Consider the following 17,158-nt stretch of genomic DNA (forward strand, 5'->3'; position numbering starts at 1 on the left):
CTGCTGGACACTCGTCCTATTTTCCTGGCCATGACGGGACCCCACAGGAACACGAACCTCACCCGGCGCAGCCTGCGCGACTCCCGGGCCGGTACGCCCTCGAGTGCCGCCCCGGCCGGCTCTTCGGGGCGGCCGTGAGCAGCCGCGAGGACGAGGCGCTGGCGCTGGCCGCCGTGGACGCGCTCACCGGTCAGCTGGCCCTGGCCCCCAAACCGGGCCTGCCTGATCCGCGGGACCTGGGTGCCCGCACCACCGGCACGGACCACGGCTCGCTGCGCTGGTCCGCGAAGGCGCTCGCGCCCGGCCTCGCGGCGATGGCCGCGGCCGCCCGCCGCACCGGCGAACCCACGCCCCAGCTCCGCGCGGAGCTGGGCGCGATCGGCCGCTGCACCGAGCACTCCGTGGGGCTGGCGGGCGGCGGTCACCGCGGCGCGCTGTGGACCCTGGGTCTGCTGGTCGCCGCGGCCGCCCTCGACCCGGGGGCCGCGCCGGGGGACCTGCCGGCGGTCGCCAAGAGGATCGCCGCGCACACCGACAGAGGGGCCCCGCGCCGGGCCTCCCGAGGGTCCTCGGTCTCCGCGAAGTACGGTGCCGCGGGCGCCCGTGGCGAGGCCCGCGCCGGATTCCCGCACGTACGGCGGGCGTTGGACGCGCTGGCCGCCTCCCGCACGGCGGGCGTCACCGAGGCCGAGGCCCGCCTGGACGCCCTGCTCACCGTGATGTCCACCCTCCAGGACACCGAACTCCTCCACACCGCGGGCCCCTTGGGCCTGCGGCGCGTCCAGGCGGGTGCCCGGGGCGTCCTGGAGGCGGGCGGCACCGCGACCGACGCCGGCCGCGCGGCTCTGCTCGCCCTCGACACCGACCTGCACACACGCGCATGGAGCCCCCGCGGCAGCGCCGGGCTGCTCGCGGGGGCCCTGTTCGTGGACGCCCTTGCGCCGAGGGTCAGTTCACGAGAAGGGTCTGCTTGACGCCTGCCCCGCCCCAGCCGCCGACGTGGGTCTACACCTGGACGGTGGCCCCCGCCTCCACCAGACCCGCGCCACCCACCTCACCCCGACCGTCGCCACCCACCTCACCCCGACCGTCGCCACCCATCTCCCCCCGACCCGCCGCCCACCGCGCAGCCGGTCCCATCGCGTACGACGCCCCCAGCGTCACCGCTCCCAGCAGCAGCCACCCGGGCGTGCCCCACTCCACCAGCAGCGTGGTGAGGACCAGCGGGCCGAGGGTCCGTGCCACCGTCACCCCGGTTCCGAAGAACCCCTGGTACTCGCCCACCCGCTCGGCCGGAGCCAGGTCGAAGGAGAGCTGCCAGGACCCCGCCGACTGCCCCATCTCGGCGACCACCTGGAGCACCGCCCCGACGACCAGCGCACCCACGGCCACCCACGGCGAGACCCCCGCCGACACCGCGAACACCGCACACGCGGCCAGCATGACCCACCCCGACCGCCGCACCGCGCGCGTGGCCGACCCGAGCCCGCTCACCCCGCGGGCCATCCGCACCTGGAAGGCCATCACGGCCCCGGTGTTGAGCACGAACAGCGCGGACACCACCCAGGCGGGAGCCGCGGTCCGCTCGGCGATCCACAGCGGGATCCCGAGGCTCAGCAGGGGCATCCGCAGCAGCAGGACGGTGTTCAGCAGCGTGATCACGGCGTACGGCCGGTCGCGCAGCACACCGGGGCCCCGCCGCGCCCGGGGCACCCGAGGCGCCACCGACGGCAGCCGCAGCAACAGCAGCGCACACCCCACGAAGCTCACCGCGTCCACCGCGAACACCCCGAGATACGCCGCCCGCGTCCCCGCGTGCAGCGCGAGCCCGCCCAGTCCCGCACCCACGGCGAGACCGGCGTTCAGCGTCGCCTGGAGGTGGGCCAGCAGCCCGGTCCGTTCCCCGGCGGACACCAGCCCCGCGAGCAGCGCCTGCCGGGCCGCGGCGAGCCCCGACTGCGCGGAGGCGTAGGCACAGGCCGCCAGGACGAACGGCACGAAGTCCCGGACCACCAGGAAGGACGCCACCGCCAGCCCCGTGGCCAGCGCCAGCAGCACGGCCGTACCGCGTGCCCCGCGCCGGTCCGCGAGCCGGCCGAGCGGCACCCCCACCGCCGACCCGACCGCCCAGCCGACGGTCAGCCCGAGCCCCACCCGCGCGGGGTCGAGCCCGACGACATGCGTGAAGTAGAGCGCCGACGTCACGTAGTAGGCGCCGTCACCGACGGAGTTGCTCAACTGGGCCAGTGCCAGGACGCGTTGAGGTCCTGCGGGCGGGACGAGTGAGTGCCTCATGCGTACGACACTAGAAGCGCGGTGGACCGCTCGGCAGACCCAATGAGGGTGCTCGGGAATGGCCCAATTCCAGCACCCGGACCAGCGCCTCAAGGGCTTCGGGATAGGCCCCCTCCCGAGGCGTCCCGTACCCCACGACCAGCCCCTCGCGAGGTGTCTCCGCGTGCCAGTGCTCCCGCAGCGACCCCACGGCGAGCCCCGCGTCCGCCGCCCGCGCCAGCACCGCCGCCTCGTCCTCGACCTCGATCAGCGCGTGCAGCCCGGCCGCGATCCCCCGCACCCGCCACCGCGCCCCGAGCCGCTCGACGAGCCGGTCCCTGCGCCGTCGGTACCTGAGCCGGCACGCGCGCACATGGCGGTCGTACACATGACCGCGGATCAGCTCGGCGAGGGCCAGCTGCCCGATGGTCTCGGTGCTGTGGTCGCTGTGCAGCTTGGCGTCGGCGACCGGGCCGACGAGGTGCGGCGGCAGCACCATCCAGCCGAGCCGCAGCGCGGGCCCGAGCGTCTTGGACGCCGTGCCCAGGTAGACGACCTGCCCCGGCGCCATCCCCTGGAGCGCCCCCACGGGCTGCCGGTCGTACCGGAACTCCCCGTCGTAGTCGTCCTCGACGACCAGCGCCCCACGCGCGCGTGCCCAGTCGGTCAGCGCCCGGCGCCGCGAGGGATGCAGGGTCACCCCGGTCGGATACTGATGCGCGGGAGTGACGACGACGGCCGCCGGATCCCCGAGTCCGTCGACCTCGACCCCCAGCTCGTCGACCCGCACCGGCACCACCCGCCCCCCGGCGTGCCGTACGACCTCCCGGTGGAAGGGCAGCCCGGGGTCCTCCATGGCCACGGTCCCGCCCTCCAGGACCCGCGTGAGCAGCGCGAGCCCCTGCACGGCCCCCGAGGTGACCACGATCCGCTCGGGCGGGGCGACGACCCCCCGGGCCCGCCCGAGATATTCGGACAGGGCACTCCGCAGCTCGATCCGCCCCAGGGGATCGCCGTAGTCGTACGCGGAGACGGACGCACTCGCCACAGCCCGCCGCACGGCCTTGACCCAGGCGGCAGCGGGAAAGCCACCGACGTCCGGGCTGCCGGGCCGCAGGTCGTGCACGGGCACACGCACGCGTGCGGCGGACTTCACGGGCGCGCTGTCGAGAGACGGCAAAGGCGCGACCTCGGTACCGGCCCCTTGCCGAGCGGTGAGAAACCCTTCGGCGACCAACTGGTCGTAGGCCGCCTTCACAGTCCCGCGAGAAACCCCCAGTTCCTCGGCAAGCCGTCGGGTGGCGGGCAACCGGGCCCCAGGAGCCAGCCGTCCCTCACGAACGGCATCACGAAGGGCCCGTTCAAGCGCAGCCCGAAGCCCGTCACCGGCGCTGATGTCTAGATGCAGGTCCACTGCACCCACCCAGGGGCGCGGGGAACTGCGCGACCAGCCCCCACGCACCCGCAGCCGGAACTCACCCCTTGATCTGAGCCATCCACGCCTCGACCTCATCAGACCGCCGAGGCAACCCGGACGACAGGTTCCGGTTACCGGAGTCCGTCACCAGGATGTCGTCCTCGATCCGCACCCCGATCCCCCGGTACTCCTCCGGCACGGTCAGGTCATCGGCCTGGAAGTACAGCCCGGGCTCGACGGTCAGCACCATCCCCGCCTCTAGCACCCCGTCCACGTACGACTCCACCCGCGCGGCCGCGCAGTCGTGGACGTCCATGCCCAGCATGTGCCCGGTCCCGTGCAGCGTCCACCGCCGCTGGAGCCCCAGCTCCAGCACCCGCTGCACCGGCCCCTCGACAAGGCCCCACTCCACGATCCGCTCGGCCAGCACCCGCTGGGCGGCGTCATGGAAGTCCCGGTACTTGGCGCCCGGCTTCACGGCCGCGATCCCGGCCTCCTGGGCGTCGTACACGGCGTCGTAGATCCTCTTCTGGACCTCGCTGAACCGCCCGTTGACCGGCAGCGTCCGCGTCACGTCGGCGGTGTAGTACGTGTGCGTCTCGACGCCGGCGTCGAGCAGCAGCAGGTCACCGGACCGCACCGGCCCGTCGTTGCGCACCCAGTGCAGCGTGCACGCGTGCGGCCCGGCCGCGGCGATCGTGCCGTAGCCGACGTCGTTGCCCTCGACGCGCGCCCGCAGGAAGAACGTGCCCTCGATGTACCGCTCGGAGGTGGCCTCGGCCCTGTCGAGGACCTTCACCACGTCCTCGAAGCCGCGGACCGTGGAGTCGACGGCCTTCTGGAGCTCCCCGATCTCGAAGTCGTCCTTGACCAGCCGCGCCTCGGACAGGAAGACCCGCAGCTCCTCGTCCCGCTCGGCGGTGACCTTGTCGGTCAGCGCCGCCTCGATCCCGGCGTCGTAGCCGCGCACGACCCGCACCGGCCCGGTCGCCTCGCGCAGGGCGTCCGCCAGCTCGCGCACGTCGGAGACGGGGACGCCGTACAGCTTCTCGGACTCGGTCAGCGAGTGCCGGCGCCCGACCCACAGCTCGCCCTGCCCGGAGAGCCAGAACTCGCCGTTCTCGCGGTCGGAGCGCGGCAGCAGGTACAGCGTGGCGGTGTGGCCGCCGGAGACGGGCTCCAGGACGAGCACGCCGTCCTCGGTCTGGTTGCCGGTGAGGTACGCGTACTCGACGGAGGCCCGGAAGGGGTACTCCGTGTCGTTGGAACGCGTCTTGAGGTTGCCCGCGGGGATCACCAGCCGCTCGCCCGGGAAGCGCGCGGAGAGCGCCGCACGGCGGGCCGCGGTCTCGGCGGCCTGCGCGATCGGCTCCAGGTCGTGGAGCTCGGTGTCCGCCCAGCCGGACCTCATGTTCTCGGCCAGCTCGTCGGAGACGCCCGGGTACAGGCCGTTCTTCCGCTTCTTGATCGGCTCTTCGGACTCATCTTCCGGGGTCGCCGGGGTGAGTTCTTCGGCCACGGTCATCCTCCTACGAAACGGCACTGGACCCCCTCCATCGTACGGTCGTACGGAAGGGGGCCCAGGGGCCTTGGACCTGTTACACCCTGCTACACCGTGCTACTCGAAGTGTGCGGCGAGCAACACGACGTCCTCCTCGGAGTCCGCCTCGGCCAGCCCGTCCGGCAGCACGGTCCGCAGCACGTGGTCGGCGACCGCCTCCGGGTCGCGGCGCAGCGCCTTCGGCACCCCGGCGGCCGCCGCGTGCAGCCGCGCGAAGGCCCGGTCGGTGGGGTCGCCGGTGCGGTGCAGCAGCCCGTCGGTGTACAGCAGAACCGTCTCTCCCGGCTCGGCGCTCAGCTCCACGCTCGGCGCCTCCCAGCAGGCGAGCATCCCGAGCGGCGCGGACACCGAGGTCTCCACGAACTCGGTGCGCCGCTCGCCGATCAGCAGCGGCGGGCAGTGCCCGGCACCGGCCAGCGTGATCTTGCGCAGCGCGGGCTCGCAGTAGGCGAACAGGGCGGTGGCCGAGCGGGCCGGCTCGGTCAGCCGGAGCAGCAGCTCCAGGTCGGACAGGACCGCGACCGGGTCCTCGCCCTCCATCACGGCGTACGCCCGCAGCGACGCCCTGAGGCGGCCCATCGCGGCGATCGCGCTCGCGCCGGAGCCGGTCACCGAACCGACCGCGAGACCCAGGGCCGCGTCCGGCAGCGGCAGCGCGTCGTACCAGTCGCCGCCGCCGCGCGGTCCGGTCCGGTGCCGGGCGGCGAGTCGGACGCCGGAGACGCGGGGGAGCCGGGACGGCAGCAGCTCCTCCGCCATCGTCGCCATGCACGCGCGTGTGCGCTCGACCTCGAGGAGCCGGGCCAGGTGCTCGGTGGCGTAGCGGACGTACAGGCCGACGAGGTGGCGCTGGCGCTCGGACGGTTCGGCGGGTTCGTCGTAGAGCCACACGGCGGCACCGAGGCGGCCGGCGTCGTCGGTGGCCAGGGGGAGCGCGTAGCTGGCGGCGTAGCCGAGGCGGGCGGCGACCTCGCGGTGGCGCGGGTCGAGGCCGTCCTCGGCGAGCAGGTCGGGCTGGGCGATCTCGCCGTCGCCGCCCGGCAGTCCGTCGAGGATCCTGCCGTACGACATCGCGCTGCGCGGCACCGTCTCGATGTGCCCGAGGTCGGCGCGGGCGAGGCCGAGGCCGATGGTGGTGTCGGGGCCGAGGCCGTCGCCGGGTTCCAGGACGACGAGTCCGCGGCGGGCGCCGACGAGGGCGGCTCCGGCGTGCAGGAGCTCCTGGAGCGCCTCGGACAGCGCGTCCGTGCGGGCCAGGCGTTCGGTGAGTTCGTGCAGGGTGGTGAGGTCGGAGACCCAGCCGGCGAGACGGTCCTGGAGCAGGGCGCCGAGGGCGTTCGGCGAGGCGGCCGACGGGACGGCCGGGGCAGCAGGCGCGGGCGCGACAGTGTGTGCGGGTGCGGGAACCGTAGAATCGATTCCAGCCACTTTCGGAGGGTGAGGGGCGTTCATGGCGTCCGGCTTTCCGACCGGTGCGTACTGCTCAAAAGCATCGCAAACCCCCATGTCATTCTGCGCCGCTAGCAGTGTCTCCACATGTACACGCACTCGTAAGGGGATGTCCAGCATTGTCCTGCCGGGATTCCTGGTGTCCAGGAGTAACCGGTGGAGAGTGGGTCGAAGGGCAAAGTTGGCTTAAAACTGCCTCGGGTTACGGTGTATTGAGGTCGACTGGCCTTGCTCCACAGAGCGTCACAGCGGTCGTGATGGGTACGTACTCGGTAAGGGCCAGGGGTGGTGGACAGCCACCCGGAACCTGGTGACCGACCCGGGCGTCTTAGCCACCGACGACCGAGCCCCATCCTCCCGTGGCGGAGGCGGAGAGAAATACGCGGGACGGCAAAACGCCATACTTCGCCACCCCCCGCCACGCCCAGGCTTTTGATAGACGACGCAGTATGGGGTTCCCCTTGTCTCGGACAAGGGTGTGATGCGCCAACAGGTACGCACAGTGAAGTGATCGACACATGGTGTGATGTGGTCCACGGTGTTGCCAGCGGTGCAACGGAAAGGAACGAGCGCTCATGCGCGAGATCCTCGGAAGGCGACGCAGGCTCCTGTCCCAGCGCAGCGACGGAAGGCCTGAATTGCTCAGCGCGGCCCTGACCTTCGCGAAGGAATGGCAGTGGCCCGTACTCCCGGGCGTGGCGCCGGATCCGGAGAACCCGGCCCGCTGCGGCTGTCCGGACCCGGAGTGCACGGTCCCCGGCGCCCACCCCTTCGACCCCGGCCTGCTCGCGGCCACCGCCGACGAGCGCATGGTGCGCTGGTGGTGGACCAACCGTCCGGCCGCGCCGATCATCCTGGCCACCGGCGGCAGGGCGCCCTGCGCGGTCAGCCTGCCGGCCCTCCCGGCCGCCCGCGCCCTGGCCGCGCTCGACGCGCAGGGCATGCGCCTGGGCCCGGTGGTCGCCTCGCCGACCCGTTGGGCGATCCTCGTGAAGCCGTACTCCCTGGAGCAGCTGGGCGAACTGCTGTACGCCCAGGACCATGTTCCCGGCTCCCTCCGCTTCCACGGCGAGGGCGGCTACCTCGCCCTGCCCCCCTCCGAGACCGGCCACGGCGACATCACCTGGCAGCGCGCGCCGCTCCCCGGCTCCGCCTCCCCCTGGGTCCCCGACGTCGAGGCCGTGGTGGACGCCGTGGTCGAGGCCCTCACTCGTACGGGTGTGAGCGCACCCGAGTTGTAGGGGTGTCGGGCGCGGGCGGAACCGGCAGCCCGTGCCCGGTCGTTATCGTCCGCTTCATGAACCTTCGTCTGCTCGCCCTGTCCGGTGCCGTGGTCGGCGCCGTCGCGCTGCCGCTGGCCGTGGCCTCAGCGGGCCAGGTGGGCGACGGGGGTCGTACGGTCGTACGCGATCTCGTGCGCCCGTCCGCACCGCCTTCCGCCGTACGGCAGTCTCCGGCACGGCCTTCTGATGTACGGCCGTCTCCGCTACGGCCCTCTCCTGCCCGCCCCTCTCCGGTACGGCCGTCTCCCGTACCGCCTGCCGCGGCCGACGACTACAAGGCGCCGCTCGCCGACGCGGGCCGCGACCCGCTGCTGCTCGGCCTCGGTCTCGCCACCGCCGCCCGTTGCGGTCCCGCACTCAGCTCCCCCGAGGGCATCGAGGCGCAGACCTGTGTGCTCACGCAGGGCGAGGAGACCTGGGCGCGGACCTACTACCGCAACGCGACCGGCGCGGCCCTGGACGCCGTGCTCACTCTCATGGAACCCGGCGCGCGCACGGTGCAGATGCACTGCGCGGTCGGCGCCGGGGACGAGCCGGACAGCTGTGAGACGCCCAGGGAGCGGACCCAGGGATCACCGGGCGACTACACGGCGGTCGCGGAGTTCGCCGAGCGGCGGGGCAGCGGGCCGCTGCTTCTGCGGTCCGGCAGCAACTCCGGGGAAATCTCGGGCAGTTGACGCGCGGCGCCGTTCCGTAAAGGCGCCCGGACACAGAAAGACCCGGTTGCTGGCGACGGGGGATGCACCAGCAACCGGGCTATTGGAACCGTAACAAGAGATCCGCCGTTCGCAAATTCGACCGCGGCGCTCCGTGGCTGATTCGGACACCGATTCACCTCTCCCTGGGGGGAGTTGTGAGGGAAGCCGGTCGCCGTGTGAAGAACCGGTGCGGCTGACCGACCGGTCAGCCGCACCTCGTGTGTCAACTCAGCGTGACCTGGCGGTTGGTGAGACCGCCGCGCGCCCGGCGCTCGTCGGCGGTCAGCGGCGCGTCCACGGCCAGGGCGCCCGCGAGCCGCTCGGCGAACTCGGCGGCCGGCTTCTCCACGTCCTCCGCGGTGACCCCGCTCGGCAGGTCCCAGACCGGCACGGTGAGGCCGTGAGCACGGAAGGAACCGACGAGCCTGGTGCCCTCGCCGAGGCCGGCGCGGCCGGCCGCGTGCAGGCGCGCCAGTGCGTCCAGAAGCTGCTCCTCGGCGTGCGGCATGACCCAGCGCAGGTGGTTCTTGTCCGGGGTCTCGCACCAGTAGGCGGCGTCGACGCCGGTCAGCCGGACGGTCGGGATGGCCGCGGCGTTGGCCCGCTCCAGGGAGGCGGTCACCTCGGGGGTGGCGTTCTCCGCGTCCGGGACCCAGAACTCGAAGCCCTCGTGCACAACTGGCTCGAACGCGCCTTCGGGATCGAGCAGATCCTGGAGCCGCGGGCCGTCGGCGGGAGCGCGGCGGCCCTCCACGGGAGTGCCGGGGGCCGCTTCCAGGGCCCGCTGGAGTGTGTCGGCGAGGTCGCGGCTGATGTCGCCGGACGCGGTGTCGTTCTGCAGGCCGAGCAGGACCGAGCCGTCGTCGCGGCGCAGGGCGGGCCAGGCCATCGGCAGCACCGTGGCCAGGGTGACCGACGGGACGCCTTCGGGGAGGCCGTCCTTCAGGGTCAGTTCGACGGTGGCGGCGGGGACCAGCTCACGCAGGGCCACCCAGTCGCCCTCACCCGCGAGGCCCTCGAACGGACGGTGCACCAGCTCGGTCGCGGCCTGCGCGGCGGCCCGGCCGTGGCAGGCCTTGTAGCGGCGGCCGCTGCCGCAGGGGCAGGGTTCGCGGGCGCCGACGACCGGGACCTCGCCATCGGTGATCTGCGGGCGCTTGGCCTTCGTCTGGGGTCGCTTCTTGGCCATCGTGGCTGTCTCCCGGTTACGGCTCGTCTGTACGGGCGCGAGCCTAGCCGCTTGCGACTTGGCCGACGGGAGCCTGTGGACAACCACGGGGGTGTCCTGCGGATGTCCCGCACGGACCAGCACGGGGATGTCCTGCGGAGGGCCGTGCGCGGAAGCGCGGTCCAGGTCGCGTCAGTCGAGATCGTTGAACGCGTCCACGAAGCCCAGGTCGGATATCGCGGACACCGACGGGGCCGCGACCCGCGACGCGAAGTCGTCGCGCCGGCGCCCCGCGTCCGGATCGTGCACGTCCGCGTGGACGATCACCCAGACCGTCACCTCGCCCCGGGCGTCGTCCCGGACACCCCAGTCGTCGGCCAGCGCCGTGATGATGTTCAGCCCGCGGCCGCCGTGCGCGGTGACCGAGGGCGTCGCCGGAGCAGGGCGGGTGGGCCCACCGCCGTCCGTCACTTCCACCGTCAGCCTGCCGGTGCCGTCCACCCGCCAGGCGGCACGGACGTCACCGTCACCGGCCAGCGCGTCGCCGAGCGGCCGACCGTGCTTGCACGCGTTGCTCAAGAGCTCGGAAAGAATCAGAACGGCGTCGTCGATGACCGATTCCGCCACTCCACCCCTGCGCAGCTGCACGCGCATACGGTGTCTCGCTTCCCCCACGCCCGCAGGGCCATGGGGTACGGCCATGCTCGACGACGTGGGCACCTCCTGTGCCACCACCAACGCCACCCCCGAGACCTCCTTCGCCCCACGCCACGGTGTGGATGCCCCATTGGCCTGTACCGGAAACCGGCCAATCCCGTTCCGCTGACGCATTCAGAACGATCGAACACGTACCGAACGCGCCGGGGCACACCCTGTGACGGAGGGGACGTCAGCGGCCCAGTCGGTCGAGCACCGCGCGCGGGCGGTTGGTGATGATCGCGTCGACGCCCAGCTCTACGCAGAGGTCCACGTCCTCGGGCTCGTTGACGGTCCACACGTGCACCTGGTGGCCCGCGCGCTTGAGGCGCTCGATGTAGCCGGGCTGGTTGCGCACGATGCGGATGGAGGGCCCGGCGATCCGCACCCCCGCGGGCAGCCGGCCGTCCCGCAGCCGGGGCGAGACGAACTGGAGCAGATAGACCGTCGGCAGCGTCGGCGAGGCGGCACGCACGCGGTGCAGCGAACGGGCCGAGAAGCTCATGACCCGGACCGGCGACTCGGCGGCCGAGGCGGGCGCGTCCAGGCCGAACCGCTTCAGGAGCACCAGCAGCCGCTCCTCGACCTGGCCCGCCCAGCGCGTCGGGTGCTTGGTCTCGATGGCCAGCTCCACACGCCGGCCCGCGTCGGCGACGAGCTCCAGCAGCCGTTCCAGGGTGAGGACGGAGGTGTCCTCCCGGTCCTCGGGCCGGTACACCCAGTCCGGCTCCTCGTCGCGGGTGCGCCAGAACTCCCGCGTCCTGCGGGAGGCGAAGTCCAGGGTGGCGAGCTCGGCGAGCTCCAGGGCCGAGACGGCTCCGCGGCCGTTGGACGTACGGTTGACCCGTCGGTCGTGGACACAGACGAGATGACCGTCCGCCGTGAGGCGTACATCGCATTCGAGGGCGTCGGCGCCGTCCTCGATCGCCTTCCGGTAGGCGGCGAGGGTGTGCTCGGGAGCGTCTTCCGAGGCTCCGCGGTGGGCGACGACTTGAGTCAGCTGCTGCCGTGCGTGGGTCACCGCGTCATGGTGCCACCGCACGGGGGTACGCGTGCGAACGGAGGCATATGGATTGCGCCTCATTTGTCTTACATGGCCTATATAAAGAGCAGCCACGGACCCACAGGCACCGCTTATGGTGCCCTGACGGCTCGTGGGAAAAGCTGACGGCATACAAAAGGACATGCACAGCTGACGCACGCCGGGCACCGAGCGGCACTGGCCGAGCGTGACCGAGTGCGACCGACAACAGACAGCCGTGGACCGAGGAGAGAAGCTGTGAGCACCGAGAACGAGGGCACCGCGGTACCCCCGGCCCCGTCCGCACCCCCCGTGCCGGTGGACGCTCCCGCGGCTTCGGCGCCCCAGGCCTCCGACGCGGGTGCCCCCACCACCCCGATCCCGCCGCACCCCTCCGGGGGCGCCCAGGGTCCGGAACTCGTGCACGCGGGACCGGCTCCGGCGTACGCCTCGGCGGAGGGGCAGCAGCACGCCGGCCAGGGCGGCCCCGAGGGCGCCTGGCCGCCGCCACAGGCTCCGGGCACGCCGTTGTACGCCGACGGGGGTGCGGGCGGTGCCGGTGCGGGCGGCGCGGGTCCGACGGGTGTGTGGGGTGCGGGTTACCAGCAGCCGGCGCCGAAGCCGAAGAGCGGCCGCGGCGGTCTCGTCGCCGCGATCTTGGTGGCCGCGCTGGTCGCCGGCGGCCTCGGCGGCGGGCTCGGCTACACCCTGGCCAAGAACAACGACGACGGCTCCTCGACGACCGTCTCCGCCTCGGACAGCGGCGGCAGCGTGAAGCGGGACGCCGGCACCGTCGCGGGCGTGGCGCAGCGGGCGCTGCCCAGCACGGTCACCATCGAGGCCGAGTCCACCAACGGCGAGGGCGGCACGGGCACCGGGTTCGTCTTCGACACCGAGGGCCACATCGTCACCAACAACCACGTGGTCGCGGACGCGGTCGACGGCGGCAAGCTCACGGCGACGTTCCCCAACGGCAAGAAGTACGACGCTGAGGTGGTCGGCCACGCCCAGGGCTACGACGTGGCGGTGATCAAGCTCAAGAACGCGCCGAGCGACCTCAAGCCGCTCACCCTCGGCAACTCCGACCAGGTGGCGGTCGGCGACTCCACGATTGCGATCGGCGCCCCCTTCGGTCTCTCGAACACGGTCACGACCGGCATCATCAGCGCGAAGAACCGCCCGGTGGCGTCGAGCGACGGCAGCGGCTCGAACGCGTCCTACATGAGCGCCCTGCAGACCGACGCGTCGATCAACCCCGGCAACTCCGGCGGCCCCCTGCTGGACGCCAAGGGCAACGTGATCGGCATCAACTCCGCGATCCAGTCCACCGGCAGCGGCGGCCTCGGCGGCACCAGCCAGTCCGGCTCGATCGGCCTCGGCTTCGCCATTCCGATCAACCAGGCCAAGTACGTCGCCCAGCAGCTGATCCGGACCGGCAAGCCGGTCTACGCCAAGATCGGCGCGTCCGTCTCCCTGGAGGACTCCTCGGGCGGCGCGAAGATCACCACCGAGGGCGCGGGCGGCTCCGCCCCGGTCGAGGCGGGCGGCCCCGCGGCGAAGGCCGGCCTCAAGCCCGGTGACGTCATCACCAAGCTCGACGACTCGGTCATCGACTCCGGGCCCACCCTGATCGGCGAGATCTGGACGCACAAGCCCGGCGACAAGGTCAAGATCACCTACGAGCGCGACGGCAAGACCCACACGGTCGACCTGACCCTGGGCTCCCGCACGGGCGACAGCTGACCCTCGGGCCCGCAACTCCGATCCCCGCGCCGAGGTGACCCACGGCGCGGGGGCGGGCCGCCCGAGCGACCTCGGCCACTTCTCGCTCCTCCAGGGGAACAAGCGAGTCGCGGAACCGCCGCCCCGGTCTGCGCGTCGAAGGGCCATGGCCGAGGGGAACGGGATGAGGCGGGCAATCGTCGCAGTCGCGATGGCTGCCGGGCTGCTCACGGGCTGTACGGCCTCCGGTGAAGACCCAGCGGCCGCCCGGTCGACCTCACCCGCCCGGGAACTCCCCTTCGACCTCTACACGCATTGCGGAATCGACGAGGCCCGTATCGGCTCGACGTATTTCGAAGCGGAGGTCCCGCTCTCCGACGGTTCAGGGAATCCGCCCGAGGGATGGGACAACCCCACCCAACGGGGCACGATGACCTTGAAGTCCCAGACGGAAGCCGTCTTCACCGACGACGCCGGCCACGAGGTCCACTTCCGCGCCCGGCCGGGTGCGACCGACTTCAAGCACATCTGCGCGTAGCACTCCGACAGGGCTTCGATCCGTCAGTTCAGCACTTCGCCTCGGCTGCACGCTCCACAGGGATCTGATCAAGAAGCGCTGCATGTTCGATGGGACGACGCAGGCCGACCTTCTCGCTTCCTTCGGGCAACACCGCACTGCTCAGGACGGAGCTTGCGTCTTCGTGCACCAGATAGACGAAAATCCAGTAGTGGTCATTCTTGGGCTGTGAATTACCGACACTGAATGGTGCAGTCGTCCATGAGTTCCCGCCGGACGCGACAGCTTTTTCCAGGCCGTAGAGCCGTGATGTGTTGGGGCTGCCGTTGGTGTCGTTGAGGACGGCGGTCCAGATGTCGAAGTGATCGGGAATCCAGCCGGTACCTGACACGGCGGTTGTGCACCCGATCGACGTGTGATGGCGAGGCTTGATACCGCGCCTGAGAGACTCAAGGGTCTTTGCCCATGCTGTGTCCACAGATGTCGATGAAGTGTCGGCTTTGGCGACCCCAGTGGGCCAGGCGAATCCCATCAACACGGCCGTGATTACTGCGACGAGACCTAGCGTCAGGTTGCGAGCAACTGCCGGCTGACTGAAGGGGACGTACTTCCAGAGCGTCCATGCGATCCCGATTCCGGCCACGGCGATTCCGGCCGGGCGTACCCAGTCGGGAGCGTTGACGGCTCCGCTCAGAACTGCTGAGCCTACGCCGACCGTGTTGAGGCCGATGTTCGACAGAAGGAGCGTGCGCTCCAAACCAGTTGTCATGGAGCTGGTTTAGCCCAGTCGGAGTCCCCGTATTCCGCTGGCGGGAAATCAGTGACAATTTTGTCATCGATCATAATGTAATTAAATCGTACAGGCTGAAATAGGGCCGACTGTGAGAGCTGAGGTAGAAGCGGAACAGGGCCGCGATGCAGCATCCCCGAAGAGTCCTGTTCTGTGGTCGGCGCGGGCGGTGCGGTGCGGTGCGGCTTCCGGCGCCGGCATGAGACGGGGAGAGGGTCGTGCTGATCGGCTGCGGCGCCCAGTGCCCGCGCCCGGTAGTCTGTACCCGCTCCAGCCCAGGTGGGCCGGGGCGCAGGTGGGTTGCCCGAGCGGCCTAAGGGAACGGTCTTGAAAACCGTCGTGGCGCGAGTCACCGTGGGTTCAAATCCCACACCCACCGCATGGGAACGGCCCCTGACCAGGTGAGACGGTCGGGGGCCGTTGTGTTGCACGTCGGCCGTGGTTGGCCGCCCGCGCCTGCTCGTCTCTGCTACCGGCGCTTGTCGCGTCGGACGCCCTTGATCCAGTCTCGAACCCCGAGCATGTCCACCACCAAGGACACCGCGCCCAACGCGCGGGACAGTAGTGATGCTGACAGCTCTCCCATGGCTCCCCCCCCGTGATCGGTAGGACATCGTACGTTTGAGCCCCGGCTCCGGCGGTCCTTCGGGCGGCTTGTTCAAATGCCGCCGCGTGAACGGTTGGAGGAAGGGGCGCCCTCCCGAGGGGGCGCCCCTTTTGTGCGCCGGGGATGGGGGCGGTGTGTGGCTTCGGTGGTGGGACTGGGTAGGGCTGAGGGCGTCCCGGGCGGTTCTACCGAGGGTGGCGGCGAGCGTGGAGCGTACGACTCGGATCGGAGTCACCGGGCACCGGGACCTCCCCGAGCCGGTGTTGGAGTGCGTGAGTACGGGGATCCTCGACGAGTTCTCCCGGCAGGCCGCGAGCGGGCCCGTCGAGGCGTTCAGTGCCCTGGCCGCCGGGGCCGACCAGCTCTTCGCCGACCTCGCCTTGCGCAGCGGGATCCGCCTCACCGCCGTCATCCCCGGCACGGACTACGAGCGGCACCTGGGCGGGCCGGAGACCCGCCTCACCTTCCGCCGGCTGCTGGACGCCTGCGCCGACCGGGTCGACCTCCCGGTCGAACGCACCCGCGAGGAGGCCTACGCGGCTGCCGGTCGCTGGATCGTCGATCACACGGACCGACTCGTGGCCGTATGGGACGGTGAGCCCGCCCGGGGCGTCGGAGGCACCGGCGACATCGTCGCCTACGCGAGCCGCGTGGGCGTACCGGTGCGGGTGCTCTGGCGGCCGGGGGCGCGGAGGCCCTGAGTCGACGACCACTCGGACCCCGTCCAGCCGGTCCACCCGGATCCCGTCCAGCCGGTCCACCCGGATCCCGTCCAGCCGGTCACCCGGATTCCAGCCAGTCGGTCACCGGGATCCCATCCAGACCGTCACCCAGGACCACCCACCGCCGACCCCTCACCCCCCGAACCGCGCCAGCCAGTCCGTGTGCTGCGGCAGCATCAAGTGCTCTGTCTCGGCGACCGCCTGGGGCCAGCGGTCCTCCGTCACGCTCTGGGCCAGGACGGCCCGTTGCGTCTCCAGGCCCTCCCGGACCAAGGCGTGGGCGAAGGAGAGCGGGTGGTGGCGGCGGGTCTCCAGCCAGGCCACGCCGGTCGCGGCCGACGCGGCGAGCAGGCCGCTGAGGTCCCAGCCGGAGCCGAGGCCGGCGCTTCTAACCACCGCGGCGGTCAGGGCCAGCAGGGTCAGCAGTGCGGTCAGTGCGGACCAGAGGGCGGCGGAACGCCGTGCCTGGACGGCTCGGCCGCCGTACCAACTGAGCTGGTCGAGCACGCGGTCCCGCAGGTAGATGTCCTTCCGGACGGCGAACGGCTTGTCGCGTACCGCCCGCATGGCGCGTGTTATCTGGGGGTGACGCGGATCGTCCGGCTCGTGCCGACTGGCCGGATCCCACAAGGTGTACCTGGAAGAAGCAGGGCCAGGGCCAGCAGCAGCGTTAAGGCCAGCGCCCGCACCCGAGAGCCAGCCCGGTGCCGGTTCCTTCCATCCCACGCGTCGCAGCGCCCGCAGGTGTTCCTCCAGTTGCTGGTTGAACAGGCCGTCCGGATCGCGTACCCCGGAGTGGAACGGACCGCCGTGCACCATGTACTGCCAGGCCAGTGACTTGACGGTCTCCGCGGCGTCGCGGTGTGCCTGCCAGTGGGCGCGGGCCCGGCGGCGCTGGATGACCACCCCGGTGGCCACGGTGAGCCCGTAGAGCAGGGCCGACACGGCGGTCAGGACATGGCTGCCGAAGTGGTCGGCCAGGGTGGCGAAGACGGTCGCCACGAGCAGAAGCGCCAGCTGGGTCATGGTGGCCCGGAACGCCTCGCTCTGCCGGTTCAGTGCCCACTGGTCGTTGGAACGGAACAATGGCGGAAGATCGTCGTTCCCTATCGTCGCGCGCGGCCCCGGGATGTTCTGCCCGGGTGAGGTTGCCGCCATGGGTCACCTCGCCATGAAGAGGGGAAGACTCATGGTGACTTGGACTTGACCGGGTGCCAACACCGCCTCGAAGGG

The 17,158-nt window shown here is 71.7% G+C and carries 15 protein-coding genes and 1 tRNA gene; 7 read left to right on the top strand and 9 right to left on the bottom strand.

Annotated features, from left to right (window positions below; translation table 11 throughout):
- The first annotated feature begins 134 nt into the window (after positions 1–134).
- Positions 135–974, top strand: a complete 840-nt coding sequence (locus tag OHN19_RS21825; protein ID WP_330265802.1) for a triphosphoribosyl-dephospho-CoA synthase — start codon at positions 135–137, stop codon at positions 972–974.
- Positions 975–1,005: 31 nt separating this feature from the next.
- Here the strand turns inward: OHN19_RS21825 and OHN19_RS21830 are convergent, their stop codons facing one another.
- The 4 genes from OHN19_RS21830 to OHN19_RS21845 all read right to left on the bottom strand — a co-directional run bounded on the left by OHN19_RS21830 (position 1,006) and on the right by OHN19_RS21845 (position 6,821).
- Entirely contained in the window at positions 1,006–2,295 is a 1,290-nt protein-coding gene (locus tag OHN19_RS21830) for an MFS transporter (RefSeq protein ID WP_330265803.1), read from the bottom strand.
- Between the two features lie 10 nt (positions 2,296–2,305).
- Entirely contained in the window at positions 2,306–3,688 is a 1,383-nt protein-coding gene (locus OHN19_RS21835; protein WP_330265804.1) for a PLP-dependent aminotransferase family protein, read from the bottom strand.
- A 61-nt stretch (positions 3,689–3,749) separates the two neighbouring features.
- Complete coding sequence (locus tag OHN19_RS21840; RefSeq protein ID WP_330265805.1) at positions 3,750–5,216, bottom strand: aminopeptidase P family protein; 1,467 nt, start codon at positions 5,214–5,216, stop codon at positions 3,750–3,752.
- Between the two features lie 93 nt (positions 5,217–5,309).
- A complete protein-coding gene (locus tag OHN19_RS21845) occupies positions 5,310–6,821 on the bottom strand; it encodes a PP2C family protein-serine/threonine phosphatase (RefSeq protein WP_330265806.1) in 1,512 nt (503 codons plus the stop codon).
- Between the two features lie 455 nt (positions 6,822–7,276).
- Here OHN19_RS21845 and OHN19_RS21850 point away from each other — a divergent pair, with 455 nt between their 5' ends.
- Together OHN19_RS21850 and OHN19_RS21855 are read left to right on the top strand one after the other, a co-directional pair.
- Entirely contained in the window at positions 7,277–7,942 is a 666-nt protein-coding gene (locus OHN19_RS21850) for a bifunctional DNA primase/polymerase (protein WP_330265807.1), read from the top strand.
- A gap of 56 nt (positions 7,943–7,998) precedes the next feature.
- Positions 7,999–8,661, top strand: coding sequence for a hypothetical protein (locus tag OHN19_RS21855; protein ID WP_330265808.1), 663 nt, complete (start codon positions 7,999–8,001; stop codon positions 8,659–8,661).
- A 244-nt stretch (positions 8,662–8,905) separates the two neighbouring features.
- Here OHN19_RS21855 and OHN19_RS21860 read toward each other — a convergent pair whose 3' ends face one another.
- The 3 genes from OHN19_RS21860 to OHN19_RS21870 all read right to left on the bottom strand — a co-directional run bounded on the left by OHN19_RS21860 (position 8,906) and on the right by OHN19_RS21870 (position 11,567).
- The gene (locus tag OHN19_RS21860) at positions 8,906–9,871 is read right to left on the bottom strand and encodes a DUF5926 family protein (protein ID WP_330265809.1); all 966 of its coding nucleotides are present in this window, start codon (positions 9,869–9,871) and stop codon (positions 8,906–8,908) included.
- Between the two features lie 171 nt (positions 9,872–10,042).
- On the bottom strand, positions 10,043–10,681 hold the full coding sequence (locus OHN19_RS21865; protein WP_330265810.1) for an ATP-binding protein: 639 nt from the start codon (positions 10,679–10,681) through the stop codon (positions 10,043–10,045).
- 58 nt (positions 10,682–10,739) lie between these two features.
- Positions 10,740–11,567 (bottom strand): glycerophosphodiester phosphodiesterase, encoded by an 828-nt coding sequence (locus OHN19_RS21870; protein ID WP_330265811.1) that lies wholly within the window; start codon positions 11,565–11,567, stop codon positions 10,740–10,742.
- Positions 11,568–11,825: 258 nt separating this feature from the next.
- Here OHN19_RS21870 and OHN19_RS21875 point away from each other — a divergent pair, with 258 nt between their 5' ends.
- Both OHN19_RS21875 and OHN19_RS21880 read left to right on the top strand, forming a co-directional pair.
- The gene (locus OHN19_RS21875; protein ID WP_330265812.1) at positions 11,826–13,310 is read left to right on the top strand and encodes a S1C family serine protease; all 1,485 of its coding nucleotides are present in this window, start codon (positions 11,826–11,828) and stop codon (positions 13,308–13,310) included.
- Between the two features lie 163 nt (positions 13,311–13,473).
- Positions 13,474–13,827, top strand: a complete 354-nt coding sequence (locus OHN19_RS21880; protein ID WP_330265813.1) for a hypothetical protein — start codon at positions 13,474–13,476, stop codon at positions 13,825–13,827.
- A 28-nt stretch (positions 13,828–13,855) separates the two neighbouring features.
- On the opposite strand, the gene OHN19_RS21885 is transcribed toward OHN19_RS21880, so the two are convergent.
- Positions 13,856–14,575 carry a hypothetical protein gene (locus OHN19_RS21885; protein ID WP_330265814.1) on the bottom strand — a complete coding sequence of 240 codons (720 nt, stop codon included), beginning with the start codon at positions 14,573–14,575 and terminating at the stop codon, positions 13,856–13,858.
- A gap of 315 nt (positions 14,576–14,890) precedes the next feature.
- On the opposite strand from OHN19_RS21885, the gene OHN19_RS21890 reads away from it, so the two are divergent.
- Both OHN19_RS21890 and OHN19_RS21895 read left to right on the top strand, forming a co-directional pair.
- Positions 14,891–14,975, top strand: a tRNA-Ser gene (locus OHN19_RS21890).
- A gap of 434 nt (positions 14,976–15,409) precedes the next feature.
- Positions 15,410–15,904, top strand: a complete 495-nt coding sequence (locus tag OHN19_RS21895) for a hypothetical protein (protein ID WP_330265815.1) — start codon at positions 15,410–15,412, stop codon at positions 15,902–15,904.
- 153 nt (positions 15,905–16,057) lie between these two features.
- Here the strand turns inward: OHN19_RS21895 and OHN19_RS21900 are convergent, their stop codons facing one another.
- A complete protein-coding gene (locus tag OHN19_RS21900) occupies positions 16,058–17,011 on the bottom strand; it encodes a DUF4231 domain-containing protein (RefSeq protein ID WP_330265816.1) in 954 nt (317 codons plus the stop codon).
- Positions 17,012–17,158 lie beyond the last annotated feature (147 nt).

It is taken from the genome of Streptomyces griseorubiginosus (assembly GCF_036345115.1).
GTDB classification, from domain to species: Bacteria; Actinomycetota; Actinomycetes; order Streptomycetales; family Streptomycetaceae; genus Streptomyces; species Streptomyces griseorubiginosus_C.